This window comes from Colwellia sp. MB02u-6, assembly GCF_014077095.1.
GTDB lineage: Bacteria > Pseudomonadota > Gammaproteobacteria > Enterobacterales > Alteromonadaceae > Cognaticolwellia.
In genome coordinates, this window is the sequence record NZ_JACGVG010000028.1 from 151,573 (window position 1) to 169,061 (window position 17,489).

The window sequence follows — 17,489 nt, forward strand, 5'->3', positions numbered from 1 at the left end:
ATATTTAGTACTGCTTTACCATTACTGATTAGATTTTTTACTTGTTTTACTTGATGAATTCATCGTTGGCACCTTGACGGGTTCAAAGTGTGGTCTGAGTTGCCATTTGGGTTTGATCGGCGTTAAAGGTAATACACGCTTTTTCGCCACAATGACATAAACAGAGCCTAGACTTGGAAAATAACGTGCCGCTATATTGTGCCAATGGTTGCAAAAAACTCCCGTAGTAAGTTGTCCAGATAATGACGAATGCAAAAACCGTTTATCTAGTTGGATCTCAAATCCCATTAAGTGCAGCCAATCTTTCACTCGCATAGGTGAAAATAATCTTTCATTCCAAGGGATTTGCTTGCGCCTATAAGGAATAAATTGATTAAGACCCACTAAACTAAAAGGATTAAATCCAGTGATCACTAAATAGCCATTAGGAATTAATACCCGGTTGGCTTCACGCACCACATGATGAGGGTCTAACGAAAACTCCAAAGCATGCGCTAATACGCAAACATCAACACTGTGCTCTAGTAACGGTAAATCATCAATTTCAGCAATAATATCGCCGTTTTTCAGCTGGTTTGTTAAGGTTAATTGATGCTTAATCGGGCTATCTACACTCGATATTTCACCACTTAAAGCGCCAATTTTTAGCATGTGATAGCCAAAAAACTTTGGCCACCAAGGGGCTAGCGCTTGATTAATATTGGTAACTATCAAGTCACCATTAGGTAAGTTTTGCCAAGATTTTGGAAAATCAGGGTGCCTAAACGCGAGTGCTGGCTTCATTATATTAAACTGTCGAAAAAGTAAGTATAATCATATCTTCAGTATACTCAGGAGCCACACATGCAGCAAACCCAAAGCAGTACTAATATGAAAGTTTCCATGATAAAGGCCTTTTCAGATAATTATATCTGGGCTGTTTCGTCCAACTTAGGTCACAACATGGCCTTAGTTGACCCAGGTGACGCCAATGTTTGTATTGAGTTTATTGAACAAGAAAAACTACAACTGTCGAGTATATTGATCACTCACCATCACGCTGATCACGTGGGTGGCATTAAAAAACTTGTTGATTATTGTAAAAGTAAGCAATGGCCATTAACCATTTATGGCCCTGAAAGTGAAAACATTCCACACTGTGATGTCGCACTTAGCGAAAGTTCTAAGGTGGAGTTAACTGATTTGGGCCTTGAATTTGATATCATTGATCTTCCAGGTCATACCCGTGGCCATATAGCTTATTTATCACAAGACAATTTATTTTGTGGTGATACTTTGTTTTCAGGTGGTTGTGGTCGCCTTTTCGAAGGCACGCCGAGCCAAATGCTCTGCTCATTAGAAAAACTAAGCGCTTTACCTGAGCACACTCAGGTATATTGTGCTCATGAATATACTCAAGCTAACCTTAATTTTGCCCTGAGTGTTGAACCCGATAATACCGAGTTGGTAGATTATTATAATCAAGTACTACATAAGCGCGAACAAGACATTGCCACTATCCCAACATCAATCATACTTGAAAAGAAAATCAACCCGTTTCTACGCTGTAACCAACCTAGCTTGATGACAAGTGCAGCTGAGTTTAGTGGCGATAAGGTTAATGATAAATTACAAACCTTTACCATTATCCGCGCATGGAAAGACAATTTTTAAGGTGTTTTTATTGCGCAAATCTTGAATAACCGCCCTAAATAAGTGACACTGGTGGCTAGTAAATTTAAATAGACTTTGCATGAAGAATATAACCCTATCTATCGCAACCGTACTGTTATTGTCCGGTTGCCAATCAATTTTAAACCAAAATCAATCAAATAACCTTGAAACTAATACTGATATTCAAGTGCTTATCGATGTTGCTTCATCGGCAGAGATCAATCAAGCGCTGCTGGTTGATGAAGCTATTGACGTTATTCATCCCATTGCCGACGGTGATATAGATCTGGGCAATGACTTAAAAGAAAGCTATTTATCAAATGATGTTTGGCAACGAATTCGCAGCAAGCTTGAATTTTCGATACCCGAGGATCCTCGGGTTGTTAGCCAACGAAATTGGTTTATTAAGCACCCTGAGTACCTAAACCGCGTAGCTAAACGCGCTGAGCCATTTTTGTATTACATCGTTGAAGCATTAGAAGCGAACGATATACCCATTGAAATTGCCTTATTACCCATAGTTGAAAGCGCTTTTGACCCTTTTGCTTACTCACATGGTCGTGCATCAGGTATGTGGCAATTTATTCCCGGCACAGGCAAACGCTTTGGCATGAAGCAAAATTGGTGGTTTGACGGACGACGTGACATAGTTGCTTCAACCCAAGGTGCTATTGATTATTTAAAATACTTAAACAAGTTTTTTGATGGTGATTGGATGCTAGCGCTCGCCGCTTACAACTCAGGTGAGGGACGAGTAAGACGTGCCGTTAGAAAAAATAAAAAGAAAAACCTACCTACAGATTTTTGGTCTTTAGATTTACCAAAAGAAACTCGTGCTTATGTGCCTAAATTATTAGCGTTAGCTGACATTGTAAAACGTAGCGAAGAATTTAAAATTAAACTGCACGTAATTGATAATAGCTCGGTGATTAGTCAAGTCGATATTGGTTCGCAGCTTGATTTAGCCAAAGCAGCGCAATTAGCTGACTTGACATTAACAGAGTTACAGCGACTCAATCCAGGTTTTAATCGTTGGGCAACCGACCCTGACGGGCCACATTATTTATTGTTACCCAACCACAAAATAGCAAAATTTAAGCAAGGCCTTGCCAAATTGAGCGCAAAAGAACGTCTAGCTTGGCAACGCTATAAAATTAAAAACGGTGACAATCTAGGTGAAATAGCACAAAAATTTAATACCGAGATAGCGTTAATAAAACAAGTTAATAACATTAAAGGCAATCAAATCAGAGCTGGAAAATTTTTATTAATTCCTGTTGCTACCGCATCCTTAGACAGCTATTTACTCTCACAAAATCAACGCTTAGCAAAAACACAAAATAAAGTACTAGCCGGTGAAAAGCGTATTCATATAGTGGAATCTGGTGATACCATGTGGGATATCAGCCGCGCTTATCGTGTTTCAACCCGCAGTCTCGCAAAATGGAATGCTATGGCGCCAAGAGACACCATCAAACCTGGACAAAAACTCGTTATTTGGCAAAAAACAGCGGTTAAGACAGTGGCTTTAGATGCTATGACACCAAACGAAAAAGCGATAATGCGCAATATTCATTATCGTGTACGTAAAGGTGACTCTTTTGCCCGTATCGCCGACAAGTTTAATGTAAAGATACAAGATATTGAACGTTGGAATAGCCTTAATCGTGATAAATACTTACAACCAGGACAGATGTTAAAGCTATCGGTAGATGTTACCAATAATATTTAACACATTGATTATCAGTAATATTATCACTGATAAATTTAGTTGTAAGCAATTAGTTGCTAAGGGAAAAATTAAAAACGCTAACTGAGTTAGTGTTTTTTTTGTGCTGAAATAAAGCATCAGTCGTTGGTTATATTAACGTCTTTATAATATTAACGTGTTTTAACTAAGTGATTATAAGCCGGCAACACCTTGAGTAATAATGTTTTTCGTTTGCTTAACAATATCCATCAATGCTTGTTGATTAAAGGCTTTAATTTTTGGGGTATGGATGTGACCTACCGGTAAAGTTGAATAATATTGGTCACGTAATAAGATACTACGATAAGATATTTCATTCGAAAGGTAACCACCACCTGAGCCGCTAACCGAAGTTTGCTTAACAATATCTACCAGTGATTGGCCCTTAAATGTACCACCTGATAAGGTTGATATGGTGCGATTGTCGTTAACTTGATATTTGCCTGTACCCTTTAACATTGACAATATGGGTAAGCTAAATTCGACAAATTCAGGCTCTTGCAAAGCAGATTTTTTAAACTTGGGTATGATTGGCTTATCTTTCGTAGCACCTGTCAATATATTAAGGTTATCAGGCGCCTTAGCACTGCGTCTTAACGCCGAGTAACGCTCTAGATCAAAATTATCTCTGCCCATGCTTACGGTTAATACCATATCAACAGATTTATTGGCGATATAAGGGCTGAGTAGTTCTTCTATCATGCCTTGGTCAAAATCTGCAAAACGTACTGGCACAATTAACACTTCAATTTCAGCACTTTGCCCTTCAATACTGACTACTAAATCGTCCAAAGACAGTGCAACTACCCCTGATGGATTGCTTTGGTCGATATGTCTATCTAGAAAAAAGGGATCAAAACCGGTCAATAGAATTTTCTTATCGGCTTTTTTATCAAATGTCACATCCAGTTGACCACGAGATAACAACTCCAGTCTCCATAGTAGCTTGCGTTGTTGATTAGGAAACAATGTCGTAAATGCTTTGGTAGAGCGTAACGCTTTGCTCATTTGTAAGCGGCCCCAATATAACGGCCGGTCGTCATAGTCGTTCAATTGGTTAAATGACTTTTTCGCATCTAACCATAGCCCTTTACCGTGACGAATAGTTAATTGTGTTAACACGGTATAGCTAGTTGCTCGGTTTAGTTGACTAGCAAATATCTCAGCTCGTGCGCTTAATCTTGCCGAAACATCTGGCATTGCTTTAAGTGCGTTATCAAGACGTAATTCTTCAACCGTTAATGTAAGGTAGTTAATTTCTTGGCTACTAATAGATAAATTTAGGCCAAGCGAGCTGGCGACAATAAAGATCTTTAAGGTTATTTTATTTACAGTTTTTAACATTTTTGCTCTTACTTATGATTAAAATTCAAATAAAACGGAAAATTTCTCTATATTTATCATTGATATATTAATATATCAACTTTTTTAACACTAGTGGTTATTGTTACACCAGAACCCGCTTTTACACCTTATTGTGCCATTAGAGTAAAAATACTATTGATTTTTTATCAAATACTGTAAGGTGTTACATAACAGCAATATTGCTGAGCGATAATTTTCTGTAAACACTATCATGTTTACCTAGAGATAATATCGCATAATACGCTTGAGTAAACTTGTTAGAGCGTATTCACCACACAATTTGTCATTAATAAATATAAAGGGGTAGCACTTCAATGTGTTCGATATTTTGTATATTAGATATTAAAACGAGTGCAGACGCACTTCGTCCAAAAGCTTTAGAATATTCCCGCTTACTTCGTCATCGTGGTCCAGATTGGTCTGGTATCTACAACAATAATCACGCAATCTTAGTGCATGAACGCCTGTCAATTGTTGACACTGAACATGGCGCTCAACCATTATATAACAGTGATAAATCAAAGGTTTTAGCTGTTAATGGTGAAATTTATAATCATAAAGCATTAGCCAGCCAACATACGCCTGACTATGATTTTCAAACCGCTTCGGATTGTGAAATAATCATACCAATGTTTGAAAAATTTGGCACTGACTTTGTCGATAAGCTCCAAGGTATGTTTGCCTTTTGTCTATATAACGAGCAAGATAATAGTTATCTAATTGCCCGTGATCACATGGGTATTATTCCACTTTATACCGGTTATGACGCCGAAGGTAACTTCTATGTTGCCTCAGAAATGAAAGCGTTAATGCCTATTTGTAAAACGGTAGCAGAGTTCCCTCCAGGTCATATTTTAGATAGCAGAGTCGGTAAAGTTGAAAGATATTACCAACGCAACTGGCAAAAATATTCAGCGATAAAAGATAACAACACCAGTAAAGAAAAAATACGCGAAGCATTAGAAGAATCAGTTAAAAGCCATTTGATGACTGACGTACCTTACGGCGTATTACTTTCTGGCGGTTTAGACTCATCATTAATTTCTGCCATTACACAAAAATTTGCCGCTAGACGTATCGAAGAAAATGATTTGTCTGAAGCATGGTGGCCTAAAGTGCATTCTTTTGCCTGCGGCTTAGCTGGCTCGCCAGATTTAATTGCCGCTAAAACCGTTGCTGAGAGCATAGGTACAATACACCATAGTATTATATTTACCGAACAAGAAGGTATCGACGCACTTAAAGAAGTGATTTATCACTTAGAAACTTATGATGTAACCACGATTCGTGCTTCTACACCTATGTATTTAATGGCGAGAAAAATAAAAGCCATGGGTATTAAAATGGTACTTTCTGGTGAAGGTGCTGATGAAATATTTGGTGGTTATTTATATTTCCACAAAGCGCCAAATGCGGAAGAGTTTCATAACGAATTGTTGCGCAAGCTTGATAAATTGCACATGTTTGATTGTCTACGTGCTAATAAGTCTATGTCAGCGTGGGGCATTGAAGCACGCGTACCCTTCTTAGATAAAAACTTTATGGATGTTGCCATGCGCATTAATCCAGAAGATAAAATGTGCGGTAATGGCAAGATGGAAAAAGCTATTTTACGCTCATCTTTTGAAGGTTACTTGCCAAAAGAGATCTTATGGCGTCAGAAAGAGCAATTTTCTGATGGTGTGGGTTATTCTTGGATTGATGGTCTAAAGCAACATGTTGAAGCACAAGTTAGCGACCAGCAACTAGCGAGTGCAGAATTTAAATTTCCTGTGAATACACCTGATACTAAAGAAGCCTATTTTTATCGTGGTATTTTCGAAGAAAACTTTCCACTAGCATCAGCAGCAGATTGTGTACCTGGCGGGAAATCAGTCGCTTGTAGTACACCAGAAGCGCTAGCTTGGGATGAAAGTTTCGCTAATATGGCCGATCCATCAGGACGTGCTGTGCAAAGTGTGCATAATGACAGTTATTAGTCTTAGTTAACTCAAAAACTTTTAAGCTTAAAATTAAAAACCGACTATTAAAGTCGGTTTTTTTGTACAATATTTGCTAAATATTATACAGTTACTATCAACTTATGCTCTTAACTTAGTGTATGGCCAAATCAATTCATTAATCCAATGGGTATTACAGCCATTGTTATAGGAAGCTATTTTGTCAAAACGTGTAGAACCTGAAATTTCAACGATTAGTATCGATCAAGATCAAGTTAAGATAGCTCGTGAACCTGTAGCTAAGACGCACAAGTCAGAGCAAGTATACCCTGCAACTAATATACCCAAGACATTAACTGCAGCGCAAACATTATTAATATTAATACCTTATTTCGCTCTAGCGGCTACTGGCTGGTATTTTTATCAACAGCAAGTAAGTGTAAATAATATGTTAGCGTCGAGCTCTGCGCGTATTCAACAGCTAGAAAATCAACTCTCAGCTACCGGTGAAGAAATCGGTGAGTCAACCATTATTTTAAAGGTTAAGTTAGAAGCGATTAGTGAAAAAACAGAATTATTATTATCTGAAATGGATAAACTATGGGCTTCAGCTTGGCGCAGAAATCAAGAAGAAATTAAAGCCTTAAATTCAAAAAGTATAAACATGGCTCAACAGCAAGATAAAAACATCCGTTCAGTTAGTCAGCAAAATAATGTACTTAATGATTTAAAAGATAAGATTACCACCACCGAGTTTTCAATTAATGCTGTTTCTGAGCAAATGGTTACTGCCAGTAGCTTAAAAGAGCAATTTAAAAAATTATCTACACAGCTCAATACCTTAGATGCCAATGCAAAAAGTCGTGATAAGCAACAAATGTTTACCGCCACTAGTATCAATCAGTTTGATACTAGCCTGCAATTACTCGTAGAGCGAATGGAACGTTTAGAGGCTATATTAGCGAGTAAGTCTGGACCCTAAATTTAACTCACCCTATTATAAATGGGCATTGAATTATAAGTGGAGATTGAACCATAAAAAAGGCCATCAACTGAAATCAGTTGATGGCCTTTTTATATTTTTTGCTGTGGCAATAAATTTGATCGCGTAAGGCTGAGCAATTTTACTTCAGTGTTTGCACGATTTCTTTTATCAATTCTGGCCCTTGATAAATAAAGCCAGTATACACTTGGACTAACTTTGCCCCTGCCGCAAATTTTTCTTGAGCGTCTGCGCCCGATGCTATTCCGCCAACACCAATAATCGGCAGCTTGTTATCAAGTGCTTTTGCTAGTAATTGAATAACTTCAGTACTTTTTTCTTTTACCGGTGCGCCACTTAATCCGCCCTGTTCATTACCAAAGGGTAAATGTGACACTTTATCACGTGCTAAGGTGGTATTTGTAGCAATTACGCCATCAATATTGTTGGCAATTAAGCACTCGGCAATAGACTTTATTTCTTCGGCATTTAAATCTGGCGCTATTTTTACCGCAATAGGCACGTACTTACCATATTGCTCTGCTAACGCAGTTTGTTCGGCTTTTAATACTGATAATAGCTGATTAAGTGCATCGCCATATTGCAGCGAGCGTAAACCTGGGGTATTAGGTGATGATATATTAACCGCAATGTAAGTAGCATAGTCATAAACTTTACGCATACAGTGGATATAATCATCTTTAGCATTTTCATCTGGCGTATCTTTATTTTTACCAATATTAATACCCAAAACACCGCGGTACTTAGCTTTTATTACTTGGTCAACGAGATAATCAACACCTTTATTATTAAAACCCATACGGTTAATAATAGCGTTTGCTTCTGGTAATCTGAAAATTCGTGGCTTGTCATTACCAGGTTGAGGTCGTGGCGTTACTGTGCCCACTTCAACAAAGCCAAAACCTAAAGCTTCAAAGGCTTTAATACATTCGCCATTTTTATCTAATCCTGCAGCTAAACCGACTGGATTAGGAAACTTAATGCCCATAACCTCCACCGGTTTATTTTCTATGGTTTGCTTATAAAGTAAATTAAGCGGCGAAGCGCCTGTTGCTTTAAAGCCTTTAATCGTTAATTCGTGAATTGCTTCTGCATCGAATTTAAAAAACACTTTACGAATAGCTGAGTAAAACATAATACCTCTTTAATTATATATAATACTAAATTGCCATGCGAGAAACTAACATCAATCGCTAAACATAAACTTGATGACAAAAAAATCCCCGCTCATGGCAGGGATCTTAACACTTATTTCACGGGGTCGCAGTTCAAACTTAACAACATTAATTCTCGCAACGCAACTGAGAACTTGGCAAATTCATGAGTTTGCCCAACTCTAAAGTTAGCCAAAATATGCTGCCAGCGCTCAAGTGGTTGAGCATTATCTACAAACCATTTATCCAACATGGCATCAATATCGGTCGAGTTTTTATTACCACTTAATATCACCGAAGTTAATGAACGTTGTTGCCAATCAAGTTCTTCTCTAAATGACGACCTTGCCAGCGCTTGCCAGTGGTTCGATACTGGTTGCGTGGTAATTTGATCTAAGAACCAATGTAAGTCTAATCTGGCACCCAGTTTAAAGTAAAGATCGGTCGCTAATTCAGTTGGCACGGCTTCAGATTTTGCAATTTCTGCAATATCCATTACCGAGAACAAGGTGCTCAGTAATGAAATTCTTAATGCCACAGACTCAGGTGCCCCAGCTGTAATCAAATCATTTTCCACGCGTTCAATTTGCGCTGCTTCATCTGCAATCATATAACTAGTAATATTGCTTGAAAGTTCTGCAAATGTGGAATGATAAAATTCAATTGACTGAGCGATATTCATTGATTTAGTACGATGACGAAGGAACCAACGTGTAGCACGGCGTACTGTTCTGCGTAACTGAAATAGCATTTCTGTTTGGATAGAGGTAGAAATTTTATTATCTAAATCACTGATCTGCGTCCAAATGTCTGATAACTCAAACACCGCACTCGCCATACTATAGCAATTAGCAATTTCAGACGTTGTTGCCCCAGTTTCTTCTTTCATACGGTGAACAAAATTAAAGCCCATATCGTTACCAATATTATTAGCTAACTTAGTCGCTATAATTTCAGCTCGTAGGGGATGATCTTGCATTTGCGCACTGTAATTATCTTGCAGCTTTTTTGGAAATGCTTTAATGAGCAAGCTTTGGTGAAATTCGTTGTCGCTAATTTCAGGACAAACCAGCTCTTCTTTTAACACCATTTTACTATAGGCAAGTAAAACAGAAAGCTCGGGGCGTGTTAGCCCTTTACCTAAAGATAAACGCTCAGCAATTTCTTCATCACTTGGAATAAATTCTAATGCTCTATCTAGTTTGCCCGAACGTTCTAACTCAGTAATAAATTGTGCTTGTTCTTTCAGCTGCTTAACACCACGTAACTCTGTAATTGACAAAGAGTGAGTTTGGCGATAGCAATCATCTATCACGATATCAGCAACTTCTTCGGTCATATCAGAAAGAATTTTATTACGCTGCTTAACCGTTAGATCACCATTTTGAACTAAACCATTGAGTAATATTTTGATGTTAACTTCGTTATCTGAGCAATCAACGCCACCGGCATTATCAACAAAATCAGCATTAATACGACCGCCTTTAACGGCAAATTCAATTCGACCTAAGTGTGTTAAGCCTAAATTACCGCCTTCACCTACCACTTTCGCTTCTAGATCTTGGCCATTAATACGTAATGAATCGTTAGCACGGTCACCCACTTCTAGGTGAGATTCTTTTGAGCCTTTAACGTAAGTACCAATGCCACCATTCCATAACAAATCAACCTTCATTTTTAATAAAGCTTGAATTAAGTCATTAGGTGCCATGGTTTGCTTTTGCGTACCAATCATTTTCTTAATTTGCGGTGTCAACTTTATTGACTTAGCAGAGCGATTGAATAATCCTCCTCCTTCCGACACAAGTGACATATCAAAATCTTCCCATGAACAACCTGGAAGATTAAATAAACGCTCACGCTCAACGTAAGTAGTGGCTGCATCTGGCGTTGGGTCAATAAAGATATGTAAGTGGTTAAATGCGACTTGTAGGCGGATGTGCTTTGATAATAACATGCCATTACCAAAAACATCACCAGCCATATCACCAATACCAACGACAGTGAAATCAGTCGTTTGACAATCAATATCCATTTCTCGAAAGTGACGTTTAACTGATTCCCATGCACCTTTAGCGGTTATTCCCATGCCTTTATGATCGTAGCCAACACTGCCACCTGAGGCAAACGCGTCGCCTAACCAAAAATTAAATTCATCAGAAATACTATTGGCAATATCCGAAAATGTAGCGGTACCTTTATCAGCGGCAACAACTAAATAAGGGTCATCTTCATCGTGACGCACAACATTTAATGGTGGGACTATTTCACCGTTAATAATATTGTCGGTAATATCAAGTAAACCACGAATGAAGGTACGATAGCACTCTTTACCCGCTTCAAAAATTTCATTTCTGTTACCGCTCGGTAGTTGCTTACAAACAAAACCACCTTTTGCACCCACAGGGACAATAACGGTATTTTTAACTTGTTGGGCTTTCACCAAACCTAGTACTTCAGTACGGAAGTCTTCGCGACGGTCAGACCAACGTAAACCACCTCGAGCAACTTTACCGCCACGTAGATGCACACCTTCTACTTGCGGAGAGTAAACAAATATTTCAAATTTAGGTAAAGGCAAAGGTACGTCGGTAATTAGCGCTGGTAAAATTTTGAAGGAAATATAAGACTTCTCACCCGTAACAGGATGTGGCTGAAAATAATTAGTACGAATAGTGGCATTAATCATCTCAACAAAGCGGCGAATAATACGGTCATCATCTAAGCTAGCAACACTGTCTAAAGAGGACTCGATGCTAGTGTGCACCTTCTCTATCAATTTATCATTTAATTTTTTAGCCGGTGAAAAACGTAAATTAAACAGTCTAATTAATAACTTGGCAATACTCGGATAACGTGAAAAAGTATTTTCAGTGTAATTTTGGCTAAAGGTACCACCAATTTGACGCTCATATTTAGCATAGGCACGGATAATTGATACTTCACGACCGCCTAATTCAGCGCCTAGGATTAAACGGTTAAACCCGTCGTCTTCTAACTGCCCTGACCACACTTTTGCAAAAGCATCTTGGAATAAGCTCTGAACAATCTCTAAGTTGAACTTACCTTTGCCGGTAAGTAACATTGAGAAGTCTAGAATCCAATAGACTTCTCCGCTTTCCGATTTTACGGCATACGGACTTTCACCAATAACACGTAAACCAAAGTTTTCTAACATAGGTAGAACATCGGATAAATGTAATGGTTCACCCGAATGGAACAACTTTAATTTTACAGAGCGGCTGTTAGCGTCTTCTTCTTGTGGTTGATAAAACAACATTTCAAGTTTGTTGTCAGCAGATAAAGCTTCAAATTTTTCAATGTCGACAATAGCTGTGCCCGGTAAAACTTCATCTTTATAGGCTTGTGGGAAGCTAATATATTTTCTACTTAACGCTTTGCCTTTAGCTTCGCCTTTATGCGAGTTTAATGAAGCAGCTAAGTTATCATCCCAACTGCGTGCAGCATGGTTTAAATTCTTTTCAATTTCTTTCACATTAATGTCTGCTTTTGTCGAGTTAACTCTAACGATATAGTGCGTACGAGCTTGTGCTGACTCTGAGAAGTAAGTGGTGAATTCTACTTCTTCATTACTACCTAATGCTTCTTGTAGTAATTTTTGAGTATTAACACGTAACGCCGTGTTGTAACGCTCGCGTGGTACATAAACCATACAAGAGTAAAAGCGGTTAAAGGCATCACGGCGCATAAACAAGCCTGAATAATCACGCTCTTGCATTTGGAATATACCTATGACATTTTTCAATAATTCAGCGGGTGAACTTTGTAAAATCTCATCTCTTGGGTAAGTCTCAAGTATGTTGATTAATGCTTTATAAGCATGGGTGCCTTTAGCAAAACCGGAATTATTACAAGTAGCCAAAACTTTAGATTTAATTAACGGTAAATCTAAAGCGCTATTGGTATAATAAGCCGAACCAAATAAACCTACAAAGCGCTCTTCACCAATAACATTGCCTTTATTGTCAAAACGCTTCACACCAATATAATCAAGATGAGCGGGACGATGTACGCGCGACTTAGCATTGGTTTTTGTTAAAACAAGTAAGTTATTGCCTAATGCTATTTCTCGGGCTGATTCGCTCAGGTCAGACATCAGGCGCTCTTTGCTGCCGCCATACTGGTTCATTAAGCCTAAACTCGTGTTAATATCAGCGGACAGCGCTATGTCGCCTTCTAATGTCTTCACTTGATAAGCGCGATAACCTAATAAGGTAAAGTTATCCGCTAACATCCATTCTAAAAGGCTCACGCTATCGCTATGCTCTTCTTTAGAACAAGGTAAAACAGCCTGTTTAACTTCATCAATAACACTACGCAAACGAGCTTGCATGGGTTGCCAATCGGTTACCGTCACGGCAATATCACTGACTACTGAGTGAAGTTCTCTGGCAATATTAGCTAACACTTTAGCGTCATTTTGACGATCAATTTCAATGAAGAATATGGTTTCAACCGACGTAGACTTAAACGACTGGTCGACAGAAGAAGAAAGCTTCGTGATATTTTTACTTTTATCACGAATGATTTTTATTGGTGAATTTAACATTAAATGTGGTGTTAGGTTTAATCGACTAAGGGCTATACGCACAGAATCAACTAAAAATGGCATATCACGGACAATTATTTCGATAATTGTATGGCTAGATTTCCAACCATTTTTTGACACCTGTGGATTAAAGACTTTAATCACTGGCTTATCATCTTGAGAATCGTTCAACGTATTCCACAGACTTAGCGTGGCACCGTACATGTCACTGTCATTTCTATGATCTAAATCTAACATTGAAATGTTTTTATAAAGCAACTCAGAAAATTGATTTACAAGGGGAGCTGTTGCCGATGGAACTTTTTTTTGTATTAACTGTGCTACGTTCGAAAGTATCACTGAAGGTAAACCGTCTACTAACGTCATGCCTTTTCCCTTTTTGGATAAAACGCTGAAAATAATTATAATCTGTAATTTTTAATCTATCTTAGAGTATAGATTGTAACAGCGATCTTATTAATAAACATAGGGAAATGCGAGGACTATTTTAGATGTATTACTTTAAAAACTGTACATTTATTTGGCGATTATACTGACATTTTTTATTTATTCATTAGTTATAAATAGAAAATGACCTTTCGGTCATTTTCTTGTTTATTTATGCATAATTATTTTTTCAATTAATTAGCATTTATTTTCGTTGTGGCCATAAAAATGCCGCTATAGCTGGTAGTACCAGTACAGCAGCAATCATATTAACTAAAAACATAAAGGTTAATAGTATTCCCATATCAACTTGAAATTTTAAATCAGAGAAGAACCAGGTTGAAACACCTATGGCTAAAGTCACTCCAGTGATCAGTACCGCACTACCTCGCTCTTTAAGCGCATCAAAGTATGCACTTTGAACCGTAGCACCATTGCGAAGCTTAGCGCTCATGGTAGATAGAATATAAATACCGTAATCAACGCCAATACCTACACCTAAGGCGATAACGGGTAACGTTGATACCGTTAAGCCAATATCAAGTGCTGTCATTAGCCATTGTGCAAGTGTTGATACCACGTAAAGTGGCACAACTACAGCAATTGTTGCTCTTAAACTTCTAAAGCTTAGCAAACATAAAATAATCACCGCCCCATAAACATAAAGCATCATAGGGATCTGGGCAGCTTCTACCGCTTCATTAGTCGCTGCCATTACTCCAACAGGACCAGAGGCCAGCTTAAACGATAAGTGATCATTACCTAATTCACTAGCAGCAAGTTTTGCCGCATCAACCACACGATTAATGGTTTCGGCTTTATGGTCTGTTAAAAACAAAATGACCGGCATGGCGCTACAATCGCTATTGAGTAAACCACTAGAGGATGGCACACGTGCAATTGATTGTACCAAGGTTTGTGTATTACGAGATAGCACACGCCATTTCGGATTACCTTCGTTATAGCCCGCGTTCACAATTTTTGCGATGGACGCTAGACTTACCGCTGACTGCACACCGGGAATGTTTTCCATGCGCCACTGAAATCTATCAATGGTGTTCATATGATCATAGTAAGTACAAGCGTCTGGTGTAGTTTCTACGATCACTGACATATAATCGACACTAATGGCATATTTATCGGTAATTAAAAAAGTATCTTGGTTATAACGTGACTTTTCATGCAGTGAGGGGGCACCTGCATGTAACTCCCCTATTTTCATATTTTGGGCCTTTTGGTAACCCACAATATAGAGCACAGCCGTACAAGCTAGTATAATCAACGCGACCTTACGTGTCGCAAATAACGACATAAAGTGCCATATACTATCAGTCGCAGAACCCTCTTTTCCTTGCTGATTTTCTTTGCTTTTTGGCACATGCATGTAAGAAACTAACAGCGGCAACAAGACCAAATTAGTTAAAATAATCATCGCGACACCCAGTGAGGCAGTAATTGCAAGCTCACGAATAATGCCAATATCAATAGATAGCAGTGTCATAAAGCCAACAGTATCTGACAACAGTGCGATACCACCTGGCACTAACAAAATTCGGAAACTCAGTTGTGCCGCTTCTTTACTGGTTTTTCCACTATTGACCATTTTGGATACTGAGTTAATCATTTGCACGCCATGACTAACACCAATAGCAAAGACTAAAAAGGGTACCAATATCGACATCGGATCTAGGCCAAAGCCAAGTGTTGATAACATACCTAGTTGCCATACAACGGCAATCAATGAACATGAAATAGGTAAAATAGTTAAAGCAATTGAGCGACAAAACCAAAATACCATTAACGTTGTGATAGCGATGGCAATCGCAAAAAAGGTTACAACCCCTTTTGCTCCTTGTGCAACATCACCCACCATTTTGGTAAAGCCAATAATATGAATTGAGATATTGTCTTTTTCAAACTTACCCCGAATTTCATCTTCCAATTGTCCAGCAAGTACAATACTATCTAACTTCTCACCGGTATTAGGATCAATTTCCATTAATGAGGCTTTCACCATAGAGCAACTGTAATCATCAGCAACAATACTACCGACAATACCCGCTTTTTCTATATTACCTTTTACAATAGCTAAACCCGCGGCATCTGATTGAAAACTTGCCGGTATTACTGGCCCACCGGCAAAGCCATCTTCAACGATTTCAACAAACCGTGTACTAGGTGAAAATAAAGATTTCACCTGAATTCTGTCAACGCCCGGTATAAAAAATAGCTGGTCATGTACGCCTTTTAAGGCGGTAAAAAACTCAGGGTTAAAAATATTGCCACTGCTATCACACACCGAAATTAATACGTTATTTGCACCACCAAAATTCTCCCTATGCTCGAGATAGGTTTTCATATAAGTGTGGTTAAGTGGGATATGCTTGGTAAAGGCCGCATCCAGTTTAATTTGTGTTGCTTGAAACAACAAGAATATACTGGTGAGAGCAAAAAATACCAGTACGGCTAATCGACGACGAAAAAGTGTTGCTTCTACAACATTAATAATAGAGTTAAATTTCATGACAGTTACTTAATTACGTTAATAGTTTTGATGCCAACATCAGAGACGGCGATAATTTTATTCTGATACCAAACCCCGGCTATAAGTGCTTTACCATCTTTTTGAAGATGTTTAGTAAATGTTGCACCATCATCACGACTTTCTAATAGTATGCCGTTATTACCCAAGATAAAAATCCGTTGATCGTCACTAAGCACAATAGCACTTAACAAGCCGGTAACCTCGCTATCAATTGCTTGCCATGGCGTACCGTTACGTAAGCTACGAAAGATATGACCTCGTAAACCCACAACCAGTAAGTTGCCTTCCTGTGTGCGGTTTATATCGTAAAATGAGCCTGGATATATCTCATCAAGTTTTTCCCAACTTATGCCAAAATCATTACTTTTTGCAATTAGGCCCATTTCACCCACTAAATATAACGTACGACCGTCGGCAACAACGCGATTAAAATGCGGCAGTATACTGCTTTGCACATCTAAATACGCTTCTTCATCTTGCAGTTTTAATTCGGCTAAATACGTTTGGTCTTCCGGGTAAAGCAATTCATTATGATGCTCTATAGCCCAATGTTGGCCACCGTCATTTGTACGATAAAACAAACCATAGGAGCCAATAGCAATACCGTTATCTTTATCTAAAAACAACACATCCAACAAGGGTTTTTCCACTTGTGGTAGATGCTGTTGTATTTGCCAAGAAAGGCCACCATCTCTTGACGATAATATAGTCGCGTCATGACCGACTGCCCAGCCATTGTCTTCATCGGTAAAATAAACCGCGGTTAATGTTACTTGTACAGGCACTTGTGCTTGCTGCCATTGCACACCATCTGTTGAAAGTAAAATGTGACCACGCTCACCAACAACAACTAATTTTGATTGATTAACTACCGTAATATCAAGCAAGAGTGATTTACTCGCCAGTGGAGCAATTACCGAGTCGATTGTTTGCGCATTAATAATAGGGATAGTAAGAAAACTGAGTAAAATAACGAGAAGACGTATCATTAACTATATTAGCTCCATTTATTTGGACTGTAGAGGCCATTAGCCTCAAATTAGGTATATTAAGGAGAAAATGGGCTTTAGCAACCCCCATCGA

Annotated in this window: 10 protein-coding genes; 4 read left to right on the plus strand and 6 right to left on the minus strand. The window is 38.4% G+C overall.

The genetic code is table 11. The annotated features are described in order from the left end of the window. Window positions 1-21 precede the first annotated feature (21 nt). The gene (locus tag H4J46_RS06070; protein WP_182232643.1) at window positions 22-783 is read right to left on the minus strand and encodes a class I SAM-dependent methyltransferase; all 762 of its coding nucleotides are present in this window, start codon (window positions 781-783) and stop codon (window positions 22-24) included. Between the two features lie 60 nt (window positions 784-843). Here H4J46_RS06070 and gloB point away from each other — a divergent pair, with 60 nt between their 5' ends. Together gloB and H4J46_RS06080 are read left to right on the plus strand one after the other, a co-directional pair. Further along, window positions 844-1,653, plus strand: coding sequence for a hydroxyacylglutathione hydrolase (gene gloB / locus H4J46_RS06075; protein WP_259365700.1), 810 nt, complete (start codon window positions 844-846; stop codon window positions 1,651-1,653). Window positions 1,654-1,732: 79 nt separating this feature from the next. Continuing rightward, complete coding sequence (locus H4J46_RS06080) at window positions 1,733-3,385, plus strand: LysM peptidoglycan-binding domain-containing protein (RefSeq protein WP_182232644.1); 1,653 nt, start codon at window positions 1,733-1,735, stop codon at window positions 3,383-3,385. 171 nt (window positions 3,386-3,556) lie between these two features. Here the strand turns inward: H4J46_RS06080 and H4J46_RS06085 are convergent, their stop codons facing one another. After that, window positions 3,557-4,747 (minus strand): hypothetical protein, encoded by a 1,191-nt coding sequence (locus tag H4J46_RS06085; protein WP_182232645.1) that lies wholly within the window; start codon window positions 4,745-4,747, stop codon window positions 3,557-3,559. Between the two features lie 335 nt (window positions 4,748-5,082). Here H4J46_RS06085 and asnB point away from each other — a divergent pair, with 335 nt between their 5' ends. Both asnB and H4J46_RS06095 read left to right on the plus strand, forming a co-directional pair. Next, window positions 5,083-6,747: an asparagine synthase B gene (gene asnB, locus H4J46_RS06090; protein WP_182232646.1), complete on the plus strand. Its 1,665-nt coding sequence runs from the start codon at window positions 5,083-5,085 to the stop codon at window positions 6,745-6,747. A 181-nt stretch (window positions 6,748-6,928) separates the two neighbouring features. Beyond that, window positions 6,929-7,690 carry a hypothetical protein gene (locus H4J46_RS06095; protein WP_182232647.1) on the plus strand — a complete coding sequence of 254 codons (762 nt, stop codon included), beginning with the start codon at window positions 6,929-6,931 and terminating at the stop codon, window positions 7,688-7,690. A 142-nt stretch (window positions 7,691-7,832) separates the two neighbouring features. Here the strand turns inward: H4J46_RS06095 and pyrD are convergent, their stop codons facing one another. The 4 genes from pyrD to H4J46_RS06115 all read right to left on the minus strand — a co-directional run bounded on the left by pyrD (window position 7,833) and on the right by H4J46_RS06115 (window position 17,395). Then, a complete protein-coding gene (pyrD, locus tag H4J46_RS06100) occupies window positions 7,833-8,846 on the minus strand; it encodes a quinone-dependent dihydroorotate dehydrogenase (RefSeq protein ID WP_182232648.1) in 1,014 nt (337 codons plus the stop codon). Window positions 8,847-8,959: 113 nt separating this feature from the next. Then, on the minus strand, window positions 8,960-13,801 hold the full coding sequence (locus tag H4J46_RS06105) for an NAD-glutamate dehydrogenase (RefSeq protein ID WP_182232649.1): 4,842 nt from the start codon (window positions 13,799-13,801) through the stop codon (window positions 8,960-8,962). Window positions 13,802-14,066: 265 nt separating this feature from the next. Continuing rightward, entirely contained in the window at window positions 14,067-16,385 is a 2,319-nt protein-coding gene (locus H4J46_RS06110; RefSeq protein WP_182232650.1) for an RND family transporter, read from the minus strand. Between the two features lie 5 nt (window positions 16,386-16,390). After that, complete coding sequence (locus tag H4J46_RS06115) at window positions 16,391-17,395, minus strand: YCF48-related protein (RefSeq protein ID WP_220462957.1); 1,005 nt, start codon at window positions 17,393-17,395, stop codon at window positions 16,391-16,393. Window positions 17,396-17,489 lie beyond the last annotated feature (94 nt).